At 68.1% G+C, this 18,267-nt stretch carries 15 protein-coding genes; 4 read left to right on the plus strand and 11 right to left on the minus strand.

Annotated elements, in window-relative coordinates; translation table 11 throughout:
* The 8 genes from VHR41_15630 to VHR41_15665 form a co-directional block, all read right to left on the minus strand.
* The coding region (locus VHR41_15630; GenBank protein ID HEX3235627.1) for a hypothetical protein at positions 1–588 on the minus strand (588 nt) is incomplete at its 3' end.
* Positions 589–786: 198 nt separating this feature from the next.
* Positions 787–1,611 carry a metallophosphoesterase gene (locus tag VHR41_15635; protein HEX3235628.1) on the minus strand — a complete coding sequence of 275 codons (825 nt, stop codon included), beginning with the start codon at positions 1,609–1,611 and terminating at the stop codon, positions 787–789.
* Between the two features lie 32 nt (positions 1,612–1,643).
* On the minus strand, positions 1,644–3,107 hold the full coding sequence (locus VHR41_15640) for an efflux transporter outer membrane subunit (protein HEX3235629.1): 1,464 nt from the start codon (positions 3,105–3,107) through the stop codon (positions 1,644–1,646).
* Positions 3,100–6,291, minus strand: a complete 3,192-nt coding sequence (locus VHR41_15645; GenBank protein ID HEX3235630.1) for an efflux RND transporter permease subunit — start codon at positions 6,289–6,291, stop codon at positions 3,100–3,102. The genes VHR41_15640 and VHR41_15645 overlap by 8 nt, the downstream gene beginning before the upstream one ends.
* Positions 6,292–6,294: 3 nt before the next feature.
* A complete protein-coding gene (locus tag VHR41_15650) occupies positions 6,295–7,494 on the minus strand; it encodes an efflux RND transporter periplasmic adaptor subunit (GenBank protein HEX3235631.1) in 1,200 nt (399 codons plus the stop codon).
* Between the two features lie 166 nt (positions 7,495–7,660).
* Positions 7,661–7,987: a helix-turn-helix domain-containing protein gene (locus VHR41_15655; GenBank protein ID HEX3235632.1), complete on the minus strand. Its 327-nt coding sequence runs from the start codon at positions 7,985–7,987 to the stop codon at positions 7,661–7,663.
* A gap of 227 nt (positions 7,988–8,214) precedes the next feature.
* Entirely contained in the window at positions 8,215–8,460 is a 246-nt protein-coding gene (locus tag VHR41_15660) for a hypothetical protein (protein ID HEX3235633.1), read from the minus strand.
* Positions 8,461–8,583: 123 nt separating this feature from the next.
* Positions 8,584–8,730, minus strand: coding sequence for a lmo0937 family membrane protein (locus tag VHR41_15665; protein HEX3235634.1), 147 nt, complete (start codon positions 8,728–8,730; stop codon positions 8,584–8,586).
* 370 nt (positions 8,731–9,100) lie between these two features.
* Between VHR41_15665 and VHR41_15670 the strand changes: the two genes are divergently transcribed.
* Positions 9,101–9,538: a PAS domain-containing protein gene (locus VHR41_15670; protein HEX3235635.1), complete on the plus strand. Its 438-nt coding sequence runs from the start codon at positions 9,101–9,103 to the stop codon at positions 9,536–9,538.
* Between the two features lie 118 nt (positions 9,539–9,656).
* Entirely contained in the window at positions 9,657–10,352 is a 696-nt protein-coding gene (locus tag VHR41_15675) for a hypothetical protein (protein HEX3235636.1), read from the plus strand.
* A gap of 9 nt (positions 10,353–10,361) precedes the next feature.
* Here the strand turns inward: VHR41_15675 and VHR41_15680 are convergent, their stop codons facing one another.
* The 3 genes from VHR41_15680 to VHR41_15690 form a co-directional block, all read right to left on the minus strand.
* On the minus strand, positions 10,362–11,393 hold the full coding sequence (locus tag VHR41_15680; protein ID HEX3235637.1) for an SDR family oxidoreductase: 1,032 nt from the start codon (positions 11,391–11,393) through the stop codon (positions 10,362–10,364).
* A gap of 206 nt (positions 11,394–11,599) precedes the next feature.
* Positions 11,600–13,162 (minus strand): Do family serine endopeptidase, encoded by a 1,563-nt coding sequence (locus VHR41_15685; protein HEX3235638.1) that lies wholly within the window; start codon positions 13,160–13,162, stop codon positions 11,600–11,602.
* Positions 13,163–13,254: 92 nt separating this feature from the next.
* On the minus strand, positions 13,255–13,860 hold the full coding sequence (locus tag VHR41_15690) for a DinB family protein (protein ID HEX3235639.1): 606 nt from the start codon (positions 13,858–13,860) through the stop codon (positions 13,255–13,257).
* 296 nt (positions 13,861–14,156) lie between these two features.
* On the opposite strand from VHR41_15690, the gene VHR41_15695 reads away from it, so the two are divergent.
* Both VHR41_15695 and VHR41_15700 read left to right on the plus strand, forming a co-directional pair.
* Complete coding sequence (locus VHR41_15695; protein ID HEX3235640.1) at positions 14,157–16,004, plus strand: M1 family metallopeptidase; 1,848 nt, start codon at positions 14,157–14,159, stop codon at positions 16,002–16,004.
* Positions 16,005–16,049: 45 nt separating this feature from the next.
* The gene (locus tag VHR41_15700; protein ID HEX3235641.1) at positions 16,050–18,260 is read left to right on the plus strand and encodes a bifunctional alpha,alpha-trehalose-phosphate synthase (UDP-forming)/trehalose-phosphatase; all 2,211 of its coding nucleotides are present in this window, start codon (positions 16,050–16,052) and stop codon (positions 18,258–18,260) included.
* Positions 18,261–18,267: the final 7 nt, after the last annotated feature.

An 18,267-nucleotide genomic window follows, 5' to 3' on the forward strand; every position in this document is an offset into this window, starting at 1 on the left:
CGTGGAGGTGAGCGTCACCGATACACCGGAGCCGTAGGTCGCAGAGCAGCCCGAGCTTCCCGCCGAGCCTCCGGTGATGGTGCAGTTGATCCCGGCCGGGCTCGAGCTGACCATGCCGCTCCCGCCCGCGCCGCCTGCAACGGTCAGCGGGAATGAGCTCGCCGGCGGGGAGAACGTGATCTTCACCGTGCGAGCCACGTTCATGGTGACCTGGCAGGCGAGAGGGTTCTCCGTCACGGCCTGATCGCACCCCGTCCAAGCGCCGGTAGCAGCCCCGGAGGGTGCGGCCGTCAGCGTCAACACCATTCCGGTCTTGTAGTCCTTGCCGCAGATACCGCTCTGTGTCGCGGTGGTGCCTCCCGAGTAAGTGACCGTGCAGCTGATTCCGCCGCGACTGGAAGCGATGGTGCCGTTTGCCCTGCTGGCTGAGGCGTCGATGGTCAGATGCTTCCTATTGGCTGCATTGCTCGCATCGAACAGATCAGGCTCGGTAGGCTTTTCCCGACACGCGTAGACCAGCGCCGCGCTGACGATGGCGAAAAGCGTGGCCGCAGCGGCAAGCGACCAGCGAGGACGCAGGCGTGTCATAGCCTACCTCAACTGATAAAAAGAAGACCTCGGCGAGACCTGATTGTCCAAACTGAGCTACGGAATCGGTGAACATACCGTCGGGTGGGCGAGCGCGCACTCCCCCAAGACTGCCCATATCGCGCTCGTCGCCCAGCCTGTTGTCCGTGTTGTGGTTACGGCACGTCCGGGGGGGGGTGTATCGCCGCTGGCGGACCGCTATGCCGGCCGCAGCGTGAAGATCGGCAGCTCCGGAGGACAGCGGAACCGGGCAGGGAGGGTAGTGGTCCCGACGCCGCGGGAGACGTAGAGCGGCGCGAAGGTGTCGCGGTACCAGCCTGCCACGAACGGGCCCGACCCCGGCGGGGTGACGGCCGGTACCAGGGGCAGGCGGATCTGCCCGCCATGGGTGTGGCCGGCGAGGAGGAACGCCGGAGTGGTCTCGTCGTGCTGCAGTCTGTGCGAGACGATACCCGGCGCGTGCAGCAGCCAGATCTCGATCCCTCCGACCGGGAGGCCCGCCCGGGCGCGGTAGATGTCGGGGCGGCCCATGACCGGATCGTCCAGTCCGACCAGCACCAGGGAGGTGCCGCCGATCGCGATCTCCCGCCGTGCGTTGATCAGCAGCTCGACCTTGGCGTCCCGGTAGATCTCGCCCAGCGGCGAGATGGCGCGGGAGTAGTACTCCCAGTTGCCCAGCGTGGCGACGGTAGCGAGGCTGCCCCGCGCGGCCCGGGAGAAGGCGGCGACCTCGGGCAGGGCCCGGCGATTTTCGATCATGTCGCCGGTGAACACGACGATTTCCGGCCGCTCTCGCTTCAGGTGCTCGAGCGCGGACTCGGCGGCCGCGACATTTCCCGGGAAGTGAACGTCGGTGATCTGCGCGATCCGGAGTCCCTGGAGACTTCGCGGCAGTCCCGGGACGCGCACGTCGTGCCGGCTGAGCAGCACATGCTCGGGCTCGATCAGCAAGGCATCGGCTCCGAGTGCGGCGCCCAGCGCCCCGCCGGCGAGGGCGATGAAGCGCCGTCTGGTCGTCTTCATCCGACGGAATCTAGCCGGATGGGGGCTCGCCCTTATTCCAAGGGTCCCCCGCCCAATGCCTGGTACAGCGCCGCGTACGCCGTGGCGGCATCGGTCCGGCTCTGGGCCAGTTGCTCCTCGGCCTCCAACTGAGTCCGCTCGGCGTCCAGCACCTGAAGGAAATCGGCCACGCCGCCGGTGAAGCGAAGCCGGGCGAGCTCCGCGGCCCGGGTGCTGGCCTCGGCGGCATCCTGGATGCGCGCCACCCGCTCGCGCGAGGACCGGTACCGCACCAGTCCGGTCTCCACCTCCTGCAGCGCTCGCAAGACAGTCTGGGTGTAGCGTGCCTTCGCCTCCGCCTCCAGTGCCCGGGACTGGTCCACCCGCGCCTTGATCCGACCCAGATTGAGGGCCGGCCACGAGAGGACCGGGCCCACCGCGTAGCGGAAGGTGCCCGCGTCACCCACCGAGCTCAGCGAGCCCGCCGAGTAGCCGGCGCTCCCGCCGACGGTGATGCGCGGCAGGTAGTCGGCCTTGGCCACCCCAACGAATGCGTGCTCGGCGGCCAGCTGGCGCTCGGCAGCCGCCACATCGGGCCGTCTCCGGACCAGTGAATCGGGGCTCGCCAGCGTAACGGCCGCAGGCAGCGCGGGGAGAGCCACAACGCTGTCCAGCTGACCAGCAACCGCTGCCGGCGGGCGGCCGATCAGCACGCCGATCTGGTACTGCGCTGCCGCCACCCTGGCTGCCAGATCGGGGATCGACGCCAGCGTGAAGCCGAGCTGCGCCCGAGCCCGCTCGGTGTCGAATGCGGTGCCCCGGCCGGCGTCGAGTCGCTCCTGCGTCAGTTGCAGGGTGTTGCGCTGATTCTCCGCGTTCCGCCGCGCCACCGCGAGCTGATCCTGCGCCCCGCGCAGCTCGAAGTAGTTCCGGGCCAGCTCGGCGGTGAGCGCCACCTGGACCCCGCGGACATCTTCGCTGGCTGCGCCGACCAGCGCACCCTGCGCCTGGACTCCGCGCCGCACCCTGCCGAACAGGTCGAGCTCCCAGGACGCGTCGAAGCCCGCATCCCAGATGTCCTGGTCGGGAAAGCTCCCCACCCCGCCGATCGGAAAGGTGGCGTTGGACAGGCGCTGCCGGGTATACCCGGCCCCGGCAGTGACGGTCGGGGCCAGATCGAAGGCCGATTCCAGCCGGGCCGCCCTGGCGCCGCGAAGCCGAGCCTCGGCCGCGTGCACGTCCGGATTGGTGCGAAGCACCTCCGCGATCAGGCGGTCGAGCGTGGTGTCGCTCAGCGGGCGCCAGAACCGGGTCAGCCCGGCGCCTGTATCGGCCGGTCCAGCGGGCGGGGCCGCCTGTGGTACTGCCGGAGCCGGAGTGACCACGAGCGCGCTGTCGGTCTTCGCCTCCCGGAACGCCGGGGGCACCTGCACCTCGGGTGGCCGGTAGGCCGGTGAGGAGGCGCACCCGGCCAGCGCCAGCGCCAGCGCCGGAAGGAGCAGCGTGGAATTACGCATGGATCGCCTCTCTCGCAGGGGCCGCCTCCGCCTCGGTGGGCTCATTTCGTCCCTGGTTCCGCTCGACGATCCGCTCGATCACTACGAAGAACACCGGCGTCAGAATCAGGCCGAAGAAGGTGACGCCCAGCATGCCGGAGAACACCGCCACACCCATGGCATGCCGCATCTCCGCGCCGGCGCCGGACGACAGCACCAGCGGTACCACGCCCATGATGAATGCGAGCGAGGTCATGAGAATGGGCCGGAGCCGGATGCGACAGGCCTCGAGCGCCGCCTCCACCCGCGAGCGGCCGCGGAGATGGAGCTCGCGGGCGAACTCGACGATCAGGATCGCGTTCTTGCAGGCCAGACCGATCAGCACCAGAAATCCGATCTGGGTGAAGATGTTGTTCTCGCCCCGGGTCAACCACACGCCGGTGATGGCGCAGAGCAAGCACATGGGGACGATCAGGATCACCGCCAAGGGCAGCGACCAGCTCTCGTACTGCGCCGCGAGCACGAGGAAGGCCAGCAGCACGCAGAGCGGAAAGACGAACACCGCCGTGTTTCCCGCCAGTCGCTGCTGGTAGGTCAGGTCGGTCCACTCGAGACCGATTCCGTTGGGCAGGGTCTCCTTAGCGAGCCGCTCCATGATGGCGGTCGCCTGGCCGGAGCTCACCCCGGGCGCGGGGCCGCCGTTGATGTCGGCCGCCGGATAGGCGTTGTAGCGGAGACCCCGGTCGGGTCCGTACGACTGCTTGACCCGGAGCACCGAGCCCAGCGGGACCATCGAGCCGCTGTCGTTCCGCACCTTGAGCAGGGCGATGTTGTCAGCCGTGGCGCGATACGGCGCGTCCGCCTGCACGATCACCTGATAGGTCCGGCCGAAGCGGTTGAAGTCGTTCACGTACACCGAGCCGAGATAGACCTGCATGGTCTGGAACAGGTCGGTGAGCGAGATCCCCTCCTGTTTCACCTTTTCCCGGTCCACCTGGGCCTCGAGCTGGGGCACGTTGATCTGGAAGCTGGAGAAGAGCCCGGCCAGCTGCGGCGTCTGATATCCCTTCCCGATCAACGCCTGGGTGGCCCGGTAGAGCTCCTCCTCGCCCAGCCCGGCGCGGTCTTCCAGCTGCAGCTTGAACCCGCCCACCGTGCCCAGGCCCGAGACCGGCGGGGGAGGGAAGACCGCGATGAAGGCGTCCTGGATGCTGCTGAGCTTCTGGTTGAGCGCGCCGGCGATGTTGAGACCGTACTCGGCCTTGCCCTTGCGCTCGTCGAACGGCTTGAGGGTGAAGAACACGATGCCCGCGTTGGGCGAATTGACGAAGCCGTTGATCGAGAGGCCGGGGAACGACACCGCCGACTGCACGCCCGGCTGCTTGAGGCCGATCTCGCTCATCCGGCGGATGACGGCTTCGGTGCGATCGAGCGTGGCCGCGTCCGGCAGCTGCGCGAACGCCACCAGGTACTGCTTGTCCTGGGTGGGGACGAAGCCGTGCGGCACCCGGTTGAATCCGAGGATGGTGAGCCCGATCAGCCCGGCGTAGACCACCAGCGCGACGGCGCTCCGCCGGATCACGCTCGCGACCGTGTGGCCGTAGCGCGCCGACGCCCGGGCGAACCCCCGGTTGAACGGCCGGAACAGCCAGCCCAGCATCCGGTCGAGCACCCGGGTCAGCCGGTCCGGCTTGGCCCCGTGCGGCTTGAGCAGGATCGCGCTGAGTGCCGGCGACAGCGTCAGCGAGTTGAACGCCGAGATCACCGTGGAGAATGCGATGGTGAGCGCGAACTGGCGGTAGAACTCGCCGGTGAGGCCGCTCAGGAACGCGACCGGCACGAACACGGCGCAGAGCACCAGCGCGATCGCCACGATCGGGCCGCTCACCTCGTCCATCGCCTTGTAGGACGCGTCGCGGGGCGAGAGTCCGGCCTCGATGTTCCGCTCCACGTTCTCCACCACCACGATCGCGTCGTCCACCACGATGCCGATGGCCAGCACCAGGCCGAAGAGCGACAAGGTGTTGATCGAGAACCCGAAGCCCAGCAGGATGGCGAACGTGCCCACGATGGAGATCGGCACGGCCACCAGCGGGATGACCGAGGCGCGCCAGGTCTGGAGGAAGAGCACCACCACCAGCACCACCAGGAGGACCGCCTCGAACAGGGTCTTCACCACCTCATGGATGCCGTCGCGGACGTTGGTGGTCGGATCGTACACGATCTTGTAGTCCACGCCCTGGGGGAAGTTCTTCTTGAGCTCCTCCATGGTCGAGCGCACGGTGCTGCTGAGCTGGAGCGCGTTGGAGCCCGGCGCCTGGAAGATGCCGATGCCCACGGCCTCCCGGTTGTCCAGCATGGAGCGGAGGGAGTAGCTCCCCGACGCGAGCTCGATCCGGGCCACGTCCCGGAGCCGGGTCATCTGCCCGCCGTCGCCGGTCTTGATGATGATGTCCCCGAACTCCTGCTCGTCGATCAACCGACCCCGGGCGTTCACGCTGAGCTGGTAGTCCACCGGCACCGGCATCGGCGGCGCGCCGATCACACCGGCCGCCACCTGGACGTTCTGCTCCCGGATAGCCGCGACCACGTCCGAGGCGGTGAGGTCGCGCGCGGCCACCTTCTGGGGATCGACCCAGATGCGCATGGCGTAGTCTCCGCCCCCGAACACCTGCACCTGGCCGACGCCGGTGATCCGGCCGATCACGTCCTTGATCTGGAGCAGGGCGTAGTTTCGGAGGTAGACGACGTTGTAGCGGTTATCCGGGGACACGATGTGCACCACCATCGTGAGATCGGGGGAGCTCTTGACGGTGGTCACGCCGAGGGTGCGCACCTCCTCCGGCAGCCGGGGGACGGCCTGCGCGACCCGGTTCTGCACCTGCACCTGCGCCAGGTCGACGTCGGTGCCGATCCGGAAGGTCACCGTGGTGGTGAGCACCCCGTCGGAGGTGGCCTGCGACGACATGTACAGCATGTTCTCGACGCCGTTGATCTGCTCCTCCAGCGGCGTCGCCACCGCCTCGGAGAGCACCCGTGGATTGGCGCCGGGATAGACGGCGCGCACCACGATCGACGGCGGCACCACCTCCGGGTACTCGCTGATCGGGAGACTGAACATGGCGATCGCGCCGGCCAGAAAGACCACGATCGAGAGCACGGCCGCGAAGATCGGGCGGTCGATGAAGAAACGGGAAAAACGCATCGCTCAGGGTCCCTTGCTGGAGTCGGCGCGGGTAGCACCGCCGACGCTGGCCGTGGTGGTCGAGTCCGGCTCCATGGTGGCCACGGTCGGGGTGACCTTCATGCCCGGTCGAACCCGCTGGAGACCGTTGATCACGATCTGCTCGCCGCCCTTTACGCCGGAGCTGATCACCCGGAGCCCGTCCACCAGGCGGCCCGGCTGCACCGGCCGGTACTCCACCGTCTTATCCGGTTTGAGCACCAGGACGAACTTCTTGTCCTGGTCGGTGCCGATGGCGCGGTCGAGCACCAGCGCGGCACGGTACCGGCCGCTGCCCACCAGCTTCATCCGGGCGAACAGTCCCGGCGTGAACGCACGGTCCTTGTTGGAGAAGACGGCCCGTGCCCGGATGGTGCCGGTCTCCGGGTTGAGCCGGTTGTCGACGAAATCGACGTAGCCCTTGTGGGGAAACCCGTCCTCGTTGGCCAGGCCCATGTAGATCGGGTTCTTCACATCCCGCGAGCTGGGGCGGCTGCCGGCGCGAGCGAGCGTGGTGTACTTGAGATAGGTCTGCTCGTCGCCCTCGAAGTAGGCGTAGATCGGGTCGAGCGATACCACGGTGGTGAGCAGCGTGGCGGTCGGCGGGCCCGCCTGCACCAGGTTGCCCGCGGTGACCTCCGCGTAACTGACCCGGCCTGCGATGGGCGAGCGCACCTGGGTCCACCCCAGGTTCAGCCGGGCGGTCTCCAGCGCGGCTTCGGCGGCGCGCACCGAGGCAAGGCTATTCGACTGGGCGCTGGTCCGGCTGTCGAACTCCTCCTGGGAAATCGCCTTGACGCTCACCAGATTCTTGGCGCGGTCCACCTCGCGCCCCGCCAGCTCGGCGCTGGTCCGCGCTTGCGCGAGCTGAGCCTCGGCGCGGTCCAGGTCGGCCTGGTAGGGACGGGCATCGATCTCGAACAGGACCTCGCCTTTCCGCACTTCCTTCCCCTCGGGGAAGGTCACCCGCTTGATGTAGCCGGAGACGCGAGGACGGATCTCCACCTGGTCCACTGCCTGGAGCCGGCCGGTGAACTCGTCCCATTCGTTGATGTCCCGTTCCAGCACCGGCGCCACAGTAACGGCGGGAGCGGGCGGCGGCGGGTCGGCCGGCTTGGACCCGCACCCGGGGAGAGCGGTGGCGAGCCCGAGCGTAGCTATGAGTGTAAGACCAGCTTTCGACATGCCTTCCTCCTGCACACCATGGATGTCTCTAGACGTTCGGGCCAGCTCGAAATCGACAACCCGACGACGCCCGCCTGCTGCCGGGACGGTAGTGTAACGCTTGTGAAACAGTTTCATGACTATTGTACCATTCCCGAGCCGCTCCGGCCCGACCAAGGCACCAGCCTCATCGTCCCTCCCCGCCCGCCGCCACCCCGGCACCCACCCGCCGCATCAGCTCACTGGTGTACGCCTCCAGCACATCGCGGCGTACCTCGCAGTGCAGGTACTGCCCTTCCCGCCACGACTCGACCAGGCCAGCTCGCACTAACTCCTTGATATGATGCGAGATGGTTGCCTTGGAAATGGAGAACTGCCGCCGCAGCCGCTGGCAGGGACACTCCTCCACGCCGGCAATCGACTCGAGCAGCGCCATGCGGCGCGGATCGGCCAACGCCTTGGCGATCAGGTCGAACTGAGTGCCGCCGAGCGCGGGACGCAAACGGGTCATCATAGTTCAATGATCGTCGAACTACTATCCGGAGTCAAGCCGCACCCACGCCACCGCGCTGCGGCCCCCCGGCCGCGCGACTTCCGAGGAGCAGCATCGCCGCAGACGGGCGAAGCGCGCAACCCCGTGCCGCCCCGCTGGTGATTACTCCTGGACGCGACAACGACCCGCCGGTGGATGCGCGGGCCGTTCCGTTAGGCAGCTATTGATCGACTTCCCGGCAGGCGGCGCTACTGATCGCTTTCCCGGCTCGATGGGCCGGACCAGCCGGCCTGGCGGGGTGGATCGCCGCGACGGAACTCGAAATGGGCCTCGGGGAGAGGCCGTCCGTCGAGACTCCAATGCGGCGGCGAGTGGCGGCGGTGGTACATGACGATCCGGGCGAGCGGAGCCGCCTGGTGCCAGAGACTCGGGTCGATCTTGGGGTACCAGGCGCGGTAGGCGTGCTTGACTCGAGCTTCCCGGTGACTCGCCAAGCGACCTCCTGCTCACGCTCCGGCCATGACGGCGGTAGGCAACGGAAAGGGGCCGGTCCCATGAGGGGCGGCCCCGGGCCGCGGAGGCATATCAGTGCCTGCCGGGCGATTCCGCGCGAGGGGCTAAACCGTCCGCCGTCCGCTGATGAAGTTGATCAGAAAGACCACCACCGCAATGACAAGCAGCAGATGGATGAGGCCGCCGGCCACATGGAACACCGTGAATCCCAGAAGCCATGCGACGACGAGAAGAATCGCGAGCCAGAGCATGAGTAACCTCTTCGTCTTAAGAGGAGTGCGCCCCGCGGAACGCCCTGCCGAGCCGCCCGTACCCCCAGCTCGCCAGCCCGCGGGCGACACGACGAGTATAGCGCATCGGTCGGGAGCTCTCTGTGACCGGACTTACAGGCCCCGCGGGAGTGATCTGGCGCACCATGCTGAGGCGCGTCTTCCCAGTTCGGGGCGGGCTTCGGGAGGACGCCGGCCGACGACGCATGACGAAACACGGGCCCCGGTCGGTGCAAGATCCTCCGCCGCTTCCGTCCTAATCTCTGCCATGCGAGATCAACACCGACCCAAACAAGACCTGATCAATGAGGTCGCGGCCCTGCGAAAACAGGTGACCGATCTCAAGGACGCCATGACAGCGCGACGGCGCGTGGAAGACGCGCTGCGCCAGACGGAGGAGCAGCTGCACGCATTGGCGGACGGCGCGCCGGTCGGCCTCTGTCTCTTCCGCACGGACGGGACGCCGCTGGTGGCCAATCGGCCCTTCGCCCGTCTGCTGGGGTATGAATCTCCAGCCGAGCTGCTGCGGATGGCCATGGTGCTCGGCGTCTTCGCCGATCGGGAGGAGCAGGTGCGGGTCCTGGGGCTGGTCGTGCTCGGACAGGAGCAGGTGTCCGGTGCGGTCTTCCGGCGGAGAGATGGCAGCCGGCACCCCTACGGTGTGATCGGCGCCGAGACGGAAGGGAGCGCAATCGTGCTCGCCATCCTCGAGCGGCAGCCCCAGCCGTGGCGAGCGCCTCCTCTGGCAGCGTTGAGCGGGGCCTGGTCCGCCGGCAGCCATCCGGGGTAGGCCGAGACTATCTTAGGGGTCGCCTTGAGGAGACCCGATACTGTTCGCCGCTCGAATTATCCTGCTCGCCAGGCTCGCGTGTATTCTGGGCTCTCTCGCTGCGTGCGGCGGAGGAGCAGTGCGGGCGGGCGCCCCACCGGCTTCGCCGACGGCCGCTCCAGCCGCGGGGGGAGTGCCCGACACGGCGGGAGCCACCCGCATCCGGTTCGCCCGGGGCACCACCTCGGGAATCCTGAACGACAGTCTCGGTGCCGGCCAGACCAAACGTTATCTGATCGAGGCGTTTCAGGGGCAGGTGATGCTGGCCCACGGCATCGTCTGGCCTGCGCCGGGCAGCAAGGCCACGCCCCCCGAGGCGTCGGTGCAGGTCCAACAGGTAGCCACCGGTCGCGAGCTCGCCGCCGGGGGAGGACCGGGGCCGCTCTGGTTCGGACGGCTGCCGAACTCGGGCGAATATCTCGTCCGGGTGACGGTGGTGGCGGCGACGGCCTACACAATGGCCGTCCAGATTCCCCGTCGTGTCCTTCTGCAGGACGATCGGCCCGCCACCTTCTCCGGAGTGGCGCCCTCCCGCGCGCCGATCGATTACCTCGTCCGCGGCGAGTCGGGCCGTACGCTCGAAGTCGGCCTGCAGGAATCCCGGCCCGCCACCTCTCTGCACATTTATGGGTTGGATGACGGCGTCCAGCTGGCTCCGCTGCCGGAGCGGCTCCGTTTCTACGGCGGGCGGCTCGAGACCACCGAGGACTACATCGTCAGCGTGGTACCGTCGGAGCCCGCTGCGGCCTATCAGGTCACCATCACGCTCAAATGAATCAGGCGCTTACCCTACCGTGTTCCCACCCAGGATCGGCAGGACCTCACCGGTGATGTAGCTGGAACAGGAAGGCGCGGCCAGGAACACGAAGGCCGGCGCGATCTCCTCCGGCTGGGCCGGCCGCTTCATCGGCACATCGGCGCCGAACTGGGCGACCTTCTCGCCTTTCTGGTCCGCCGGGTTGAGCGGGGTCCAGACCGGGCCCGGCGCTACACAGTTCACCCGGATCCCGCGCTCGACCAGATTCTGCGCCAATGATTTGGTGAAGGCGTGAATGGCGCCCTTGGTGGCCGAATAGTCGAGCAGGTGCTTGCTGCCCTCGATACCGGTGACCGATCCGGTGTTCAGGATGGCACTCCCCTCGTCCAGATGGGGCAGCGCCGCGCGGGCCATGTGGAAATAGCCGTAGATGTTGGTCTTGAAGGTCCGGTCGAGCTGCTCCTCCGAGATGTCCTCGATCGACTCGGCGTGCTGCTGGAATGCCGCATTGTTCACCAGGACGTCGAGCTGGCCAAACTCCCGGACCGTCGCCTCCACCGCCTCCTGGCAGAACTCGGGGTCGATCACGTCGCCAGGGATGAGCAGCGCCCGCCGGCCTTCGGCCTCGACCGCCTTACGCGTCTCCTCCGCGTCCTCCTCTTCGCTCAGGTAGACGATCGCCACTTCGGCACCCTCGCGGGCGTAGAGCACCGCCACCGCCCGTCCGATGCCGGAATCGCCGCCGGTGACGAGCGCGACCTTGCCCTCGAGCTTGCCCGAACCGCGGTACCCCGGGGCCAGGTACTGGGGACGCGGCTCCAGCTCCGCCTCGGTTCCGGGCTTGGGCTGATGCTGCTTGGGGAGTGGTGGCGCTGGATGGCGGCGGGCGCCGGCCTGGACCGCGCCGCCTTTCTTCTGACTGGATTGCTGGCCGCGTCGCTGCTTGGATTCGGCTTCGCGCTGCAGCTCGCGATTGGACTCTGCCGTGGCGCGGCCGCCGGCTGCGCCTCCACTCTTCTTCCTGCCGGACCAGCGTCCGGCGTTCTTCTTGACTGCCACGGTCCGCCTCCTGTGAAGTTCATCGATCACCCGACGCGTGATGGGTGATCATGCGGCGAACTTCGTCGCGGACGATGTGACAGCGCTCACCCCCCGGCGCCGGTCTAATGCTCCCCTATATGACAACATGGCGACAGGCTCTCATGCCCGTCGCCATGCCGCCTTCGGTATCGTTGACCGCTACCGCTGGTGCCCCTACGGCAGGTTCACTCGCCCACCTTGATCCGCTCCACCCGGCGGCTCTGGATCCGGGCATTGTAGACCATGAGACTCACGATGCTGCCCGGCTTCTGCGCCGCGAGCACCTTCCGGAGGTCCGCCGGCGTCTTCACCGGCGTTCCCTCGACCGAGAGAATCACGTCCGGCCCGCCGTGGTCCGCGTCCACCAGCTCACCATACGAGGGGCCGCCGGCCACGACGTCGGTGACGACGACGCCACGCTGGTCGGCCCGAAGGTGGAGCTGCTGTATGTCGTCCTCATCCAGCGGAGCGACGGTGATGCCGAGCTTACCGAAGGACTTCGCGCCCTCGGCGGCGGCGGTGGCGCTGTCGGCGTCCTCGCCATCGTTCGAAGCCACCTGCTTGGGCGAAGAGAACGCCTGAAGCCGAACATCGAACATCTTGCGGACGCCGCCCTTTCGCGCGACCTCCACCTTGGCAACGTCGCCCGGGCTCCGGAACGCGATCTTCTGCTGGAGCTGACCGACGTACTCGACCGGCTTGCCGTCGATGGAGACGATGATGTCACCGGGCTGGAGTCCGGCCCGCTTGGCGGGAGAATCCTCACCAGTGTAGTCCTGCACCACCACGCCCCGGATGTCGGGCAAGCCGACGTAGGCGGCGTCGTTGGGGGACACGTTGCGCACGCTCACGCCCAGCGCCGCCCGTTCGACCCGGCCGTGCCGGATGATCTGGTCCATCACATTGCGGGCGAGATCGATCGGAATGGCGAAGCCGTACCCCGAGTAGAAACCTGTCTGGCTCGCGATGGCGGAGTTCACCCCGATGACCTGGCCCCGCACGCTCACCAGCGGGCCACCGGAATTACCGGGGTTGATCGCCGCGTCGGTCTGGATGAAATCCTGAATGCTCCGCTCGCTCGCGTTGGGCAATGCCAGGGTACGGCCCTTGGCGCTGATGATACCGGAGGTGACGGTGAAAGTGAGGTTGTCGCCGAGGGGGTTCCCCACCGCGAGAACCCACTCGCCGACCCGGGCGGCGTCGCTCTCGCCCAGCGGGGCGGGGGTCAGGTTGTCGGCGTCGATCTTGACTACGGCCAGATCGGTATTGGGATCGGTGCCGATGACCTTCGCCTTGAACTCCCGCCGGTCGAGCAGCCGTACGGTGACCTGATCGGAGCCGGCCACCACGTGATCGTTGGTGAGGATGTAGCCGTCCCGGCTGACGATGAAGCCCGAGCCGGCGCTCTCCTGGAACTGCGGGCCCTGCGGCATACGGGGGAAGAACTGCTCGAAGCCGGGGGGCAACTCCAGCTGGGGCCCATCGGGCGTCGTGGCCTTCTTGCCCGACTTGATGAACACCACGCTCGGCTTCACGTGTTCGGCCACGGAGGCGAAGGCCTCGCTCAGGTCGTTGAGTGCGGCAGCGCCCGGCGGCAGTGGCGTGGGGGTGGCCACCCCGGTGCTGGACCTGGCCGCCGGCTGCTGGGCGGAGGAGAAGTGGGGCAGGTGAAGCATGCCCGCAAACAGCAGGCCTCCCAGAAATGCCGCCGCGATGCCGCCGGTCCGGCGTGTCCATCCTTCGTTCATACGCTCTCTTCCTCGAGCTGAGATCCGATACACGGGGGCCTCAGGGGGCCCGGACCCTTGGTTGATGCTCGATCCAGGGGATGCGTCGCAGTTCAGCCGGGTCGCTCGGTTGCCGGTCGAGCCCCCGCGCCTGGCAGCGGGCGCTTCCGGCCGCCGACGGCTTCCCCGTCGAGCAGGGCGCGCTCGTCGGTATAGGGATACACCGTCGGAGCCCGGTTCACCATGAGTCCGCCGGTATCGGCCGTCGGGCCATAGGTGCTGTAGACCTCCCGGCCGAGCTGGCGCAGCAGGATCGTCTGCTGCCCGCGGTGATGCGCCGTATGGGCGATCCGCCGGACCAGGACCCAGGCGCGGGAGCGGACCACCTCGAAGAAGGCGACCGGCGTCTCCCACCAGGACTCCTCCTGCCTCCGCAGGACCTCCAGCCGATGGGCCGAATCCTCGGCGTAGCGCCGGAGGAACTCGAGCCGGAGCTCTGTGGCCGGGAGCGGGGCCGCCGCGACGTCCACCCCCAGCATGTCGCGAAACCAGAGGTTCTCGCTCACGCACTGGTGTACCATCTGCTCCCGCACACTGCGGCCGCGTGGATCGGTCGGGTGCGGGCGCACCGGCAGATCACTGTCCTGGAAGGAGCTCCAGACCGTGAGCACCTTGATCCGTTCGGTGGCGTAGGTCTCGGTCAGAAAGTCGTAACGCATCGCTGTCTCGAAGCCGAGTGTCGTGGTTCCCCGGGTGCCAGGCAGCAACACCCGAAACCGAACCTTGCCTCCATCCCGTAGTCAGGGCATCATCCGGCCCGCGGGCCGACCCGATGCCCGACCCCCGACTCGCCGGAGACCGCCTGATGGCTCGTTTGGCAGCTTCCCGTCCGTGGCCCCTGTCAGTCCTCGTCCTGCTTTCCGCTCTCTCCGCCTGCAGCAGCGGGCGATCGGCACCCGTCTCGCCGGCCCCGGCGCCCGCGAGGGCCGGGGCCCCTGCCGCGAGTGCCCGCGCCATGCCGGTGCCCGTCCTGGAGTCGTTCGAGCAGGCCGTGGCGCGGGAAACCCGCACCCGGACGGGTGTGCCGGGGCCGCGGTACTGGCAGCAGTGGGCCGACTACAAGCTCGAAGCCGAGCTCAACCCGCTCTCCAAACGGTTGACCGGGAAGGGCACGATCACCTACCGCAACCGCTCGCCCGACACCCTCAGGGTGGTGTATATCCAGCTGCTCCAGAACATCTATGCCCCGGGCGCCCGCCACAACACCAATGTGCCCTGGTCCGTGGAGGGAATCGAGCTGGACCGGGTGGCGGCCCAGGGCAAGGACCTCACAGCCGCCGCGGGCGAGGGTCCCGGCTACGAGGTGAACGGCACCATCATGCGGCTGCGCCTGCCCCAGCCGATCCTGCCGGGCGGCAGCGCGGATTTCGCCTTTGCCTGGAAGCTTCGCATTCCCCCCGACGGCGCGCCGCGGGGAGGCCAGGATGGCGAAGTGTACTATATCAACTACTGGTATCCCCAGATGGCCGTCTATGACGACATCAACGGGTGGCAGATCGACCAGTACTTCGGCAACGCCGAGTTCTACATGGGCTACGGGAACTACGACGTGGCGCTCACGGTGCCGGCCGGTTGGCTGGTGGATGCGACCGGCACGCTGCAGAACTCCTCCGAAGTGCTGACGGCGCAGACCCGCGCCCGGCTGGACTCAGCCACGAGCGCCAAGGAGATCGTCCACGTGGTCACCGAGGCGGACCGGAAGCCGGGCACCTCCACCACCGGCGGGTCCGACGGAAAGCTCACCTGGCGCTTCCGCGCTCAGAACGTGCGCGATGTCGCCTGGGCCACCTCGGCCAAGTACCTGTGGGATGCCACCAACGCGGCGGTGGGCGACCGGGACGGGGATGGCCGGCCCGACACCGCCGCCATCTACTCTCTCTGGCGTCCCGAGGCGCGAACCAGCCACTGGGACCAGAGCGCGCGCTATTCGCGCCATTCGATCGAGTTCTTCTCCCACTACCTCTGGCCCTACCCCTATCCTCACATGACCGCGGTGGACGGACCCACCTCGTGCGGCGGGATGGAGTACCCCATGATGACCTGCATCGGAGGCCAGTGGGACACCCTGGGCCTCTACGAGGTCACCACCCACGAGATCGGCCACATGTGGTTTCCCATGATCGTGGGCTCCGACGAGAAGCGCTTCGCCTGGATGGACGAGGGGCTCACCCAGTTCGACCAATCCCAGTCGATGGCCGACTTCTTCAAGGGGTTCGACGACGAGGCCCGGAACCAGAAGGGCTACCTCGACCTGGTCGAGGCGGGCGGGGAGGTCGAGATGATGCACCACGGCGACCGCTTCCCCAACTACCCGGCGTACGGCGTGGCCGCCTACTACAAGCCGGCCAGCGTGCTGGTGGCGCTTCGTGGGGTGCTCGGCCGTGAGACCTTTCACAAGGCATATACCGAGTACATCCGCCGCTGGCAGTACAAGCATCCCTCGCCCTACGATTTCTTCGACACCTTCGACAACGTGTCCGGCCAGGACCTCTCCTGGTTCTGGCGGACCTGGTTCTTCGAGACCTGGAAGTTGGACCAGGCCATCGACACCGTGACCACGGTGGGCGACTCGCTCGAGATCGGGCTGCAGAACCGGGGTCGGGCACCGATGCCGGTCAAGCTGGTCGTCACTCGGACCAGCGGCCACGCCGACACCCTCACCGTCCCGGTGACGGTCTGGCTGGGGGGCGCCAAGCGCACCACGGTCAGGGTTGCCAAGGCGCCGCCGGTCAAGAGCATCGAGATCGACCCCGGCCGGGAGTTCCCCGACGTCGACCGGGACAACCAGCGCTGGCCAAGGTGACATAAAAGGGGGCCGGCAGACCAGGGCCCCGACTAGATTTCAGGGATGCCCCGGCTCCTGATCGTCGCCAACCGGCTGCCCATCACCGTCAGCACCGCTGCTGGGGTGGTTGAGGTGCAGCGAAGCACCGGAGGGCTCGCCACCGGACTGGCCGTTCCCCACGAGCAGTCGGGCGGGCTCTGGATCGGCTGGTCCGGCGCGCCGGAAGGCCTTCCTCCGGAGCAGCAGGCCAAGCTGAACGAGCAGCTCGCCGCCATGCGCCTGGTGCCGGTTCCGCTCACCGCTGACCAGGTAACTCGTTACTACGAACGCTTCTCCAACGGCGTGCTGTGGCCGTTGTTCCACTATCTGCTGGACCAGATCCCCCTCCACGTGGGCGACTGGGAAAGCTACGTGGAGGTCAACGAGGCCTTCGCCGACGTCGTGGCTGGCCAGTATCAGCCGGGTGACCTGATCTGGATTCACGACTACCAGCTCCTGCTCCTGCCCGGGATGTTGCGCCGCCGGCTGCCAGAGGCGCGGATCGGGTTCTTCCTCCACATCCCGTTCCCGTCGGAAGAGCTTTTTCGGACCCTCCCCGCCCGTGACAAGCTGCTCGAGGGGATGCTCGGCGCCGACCTGGTCGGCTTTCACACCCCGGCCTACCTGCGTCACTTCGCCACCTCGTTGGTGGACATCCTGGGCCACTCGCTGGAGATCGACCGGGTCCAGTTGCCATCACGCGAGGTCCGCCTGGGCGTGTTCCCGATGGGAATCGACGCAGCCACGTTCCGGAGAATCGCGCGGGACCCGGCGGTGGACGGTGAGGCGAAGGCGATCCGGGGAGACGGAAGCGTCCGGATCCTGGTGGGGGTGGACCGGCTGGACTACACCAAGGGAATCCCCCGCCGGCTGATGGCCTACGAGCGGATGCTGCAGACCCATCCCGAGCTGCGGGAGCGGGTGCGTCTGGTCCAGGTGGCCGTCCCCTCGCGCACGGGAGTCGAGGCCTATCAGGATTTCCGCGCCCTGGTGGATGGCCTGGTGGGCCGGATCAATGGATCGTTCGGCACCCCGCGCTGGGTGCCGGTGCACTACATCTTCCGGGCGCTCTCCGAGCCCGACCTGGTGGCGCTCTATCGCGCGGCCGATGTCATGCTGGTGACCCCGCTGCGCGACGGGATGAACCTAGTGGCCAAGGAGTTCATCGCCTCTCGAACCGACGGCGAAGGGGTCCTGGTGCTGAGCGAGTTTGCCGGCGCGTCGTGGGAGCTCCCCGAGGCGGTACCGGTCAACCCCTACGACGTGGACGGCGCCGCCGAGGTCTTTTATCGGGCGCTCACGATGAGCGCGGATGAGCGCCGGGCCCGGCTGGCGCCGCTCCGGGCCCGGGTGGAAACCTTCGACGTCCATCGCTGGGTCACCTCGTTCCTCGAGACCCTGGCAGAGGTGCCGGGGCCGACCGGGCCGACCGTCGGAACACCGGTCCTTGGCGGGGCCGCCACGCGGAAGGCGGTCCTCCGGCGGCTGACCGAGACCGATTCCCTGCTGCTGCTGCTGGATTACGACGGAACGCTGGTGCCCTACGCCCCCACCCCGGAGCTCGCCCGGCCCGACGGCCGGCTGATCGAGCTGCTCCGCGCGCTGGCCAACCGGCCGGACACCGAGGTGCACCTGGTGAGCGGCCGGGCGCGGGAGTCGCTCCAGCATTGGCTCGGCGGGCTGCCGGTCTGGCTCCACGCGGAGCACGGGTTCTGGTCCCGCGACCCCGCCACCATGGAGTGGGTGGCGGCCGGGGAGGTGGGGGGAGCCTGGCGGGAGCCGGTGCTCGCGATTCTCCGCGACACGACGGCCCGGACGCCGGGCTCGCTCATCGAGGTCAAATCGGCCGCGCTGGCGTGGCACTATCGCTTGGCGGACCAGGAAACCGGCGCGCGGCGCGCCAACGAGCTCAGGCTTCACCTGAATCAGCTCCTCAGCAACCAGCCGGTGGAGATCCTGGCCGGTAACCGCGTCATCGAGATCCGGCCCCACGGCATCCACAAGGGCCGGATCGTGCCGCCGCTGCCACCCGATCGGCTGGCGACCACCGCGGTGGTGGCCATCGGCGACGATCGGACGGACGAGGATCTCTTCGGCGCGCTACCGCCGGAGGCCATCACCATCCGTACGGGCCCCGGCCTCACCCATGCCCGCTACCGCCTCGACGGGATCGAGGCGGTGCGAAGCCTGTTGCAAATGATCGTGGATGCGGGGGTCGGCGCGGACCTCCGGTAACCCCAGG

The sequence above is a fragment of the Gemmatimonadales bacterium genome, from assembly GCA_036265815.1.
In the GTDB taxonomy this organism is placed as follows: domain Bacteria; phylum Gemmatimonadota; class Gemmatimonadetes; order Gemmatimonadales; family GWC2-71-9; genus CAVVWJ01.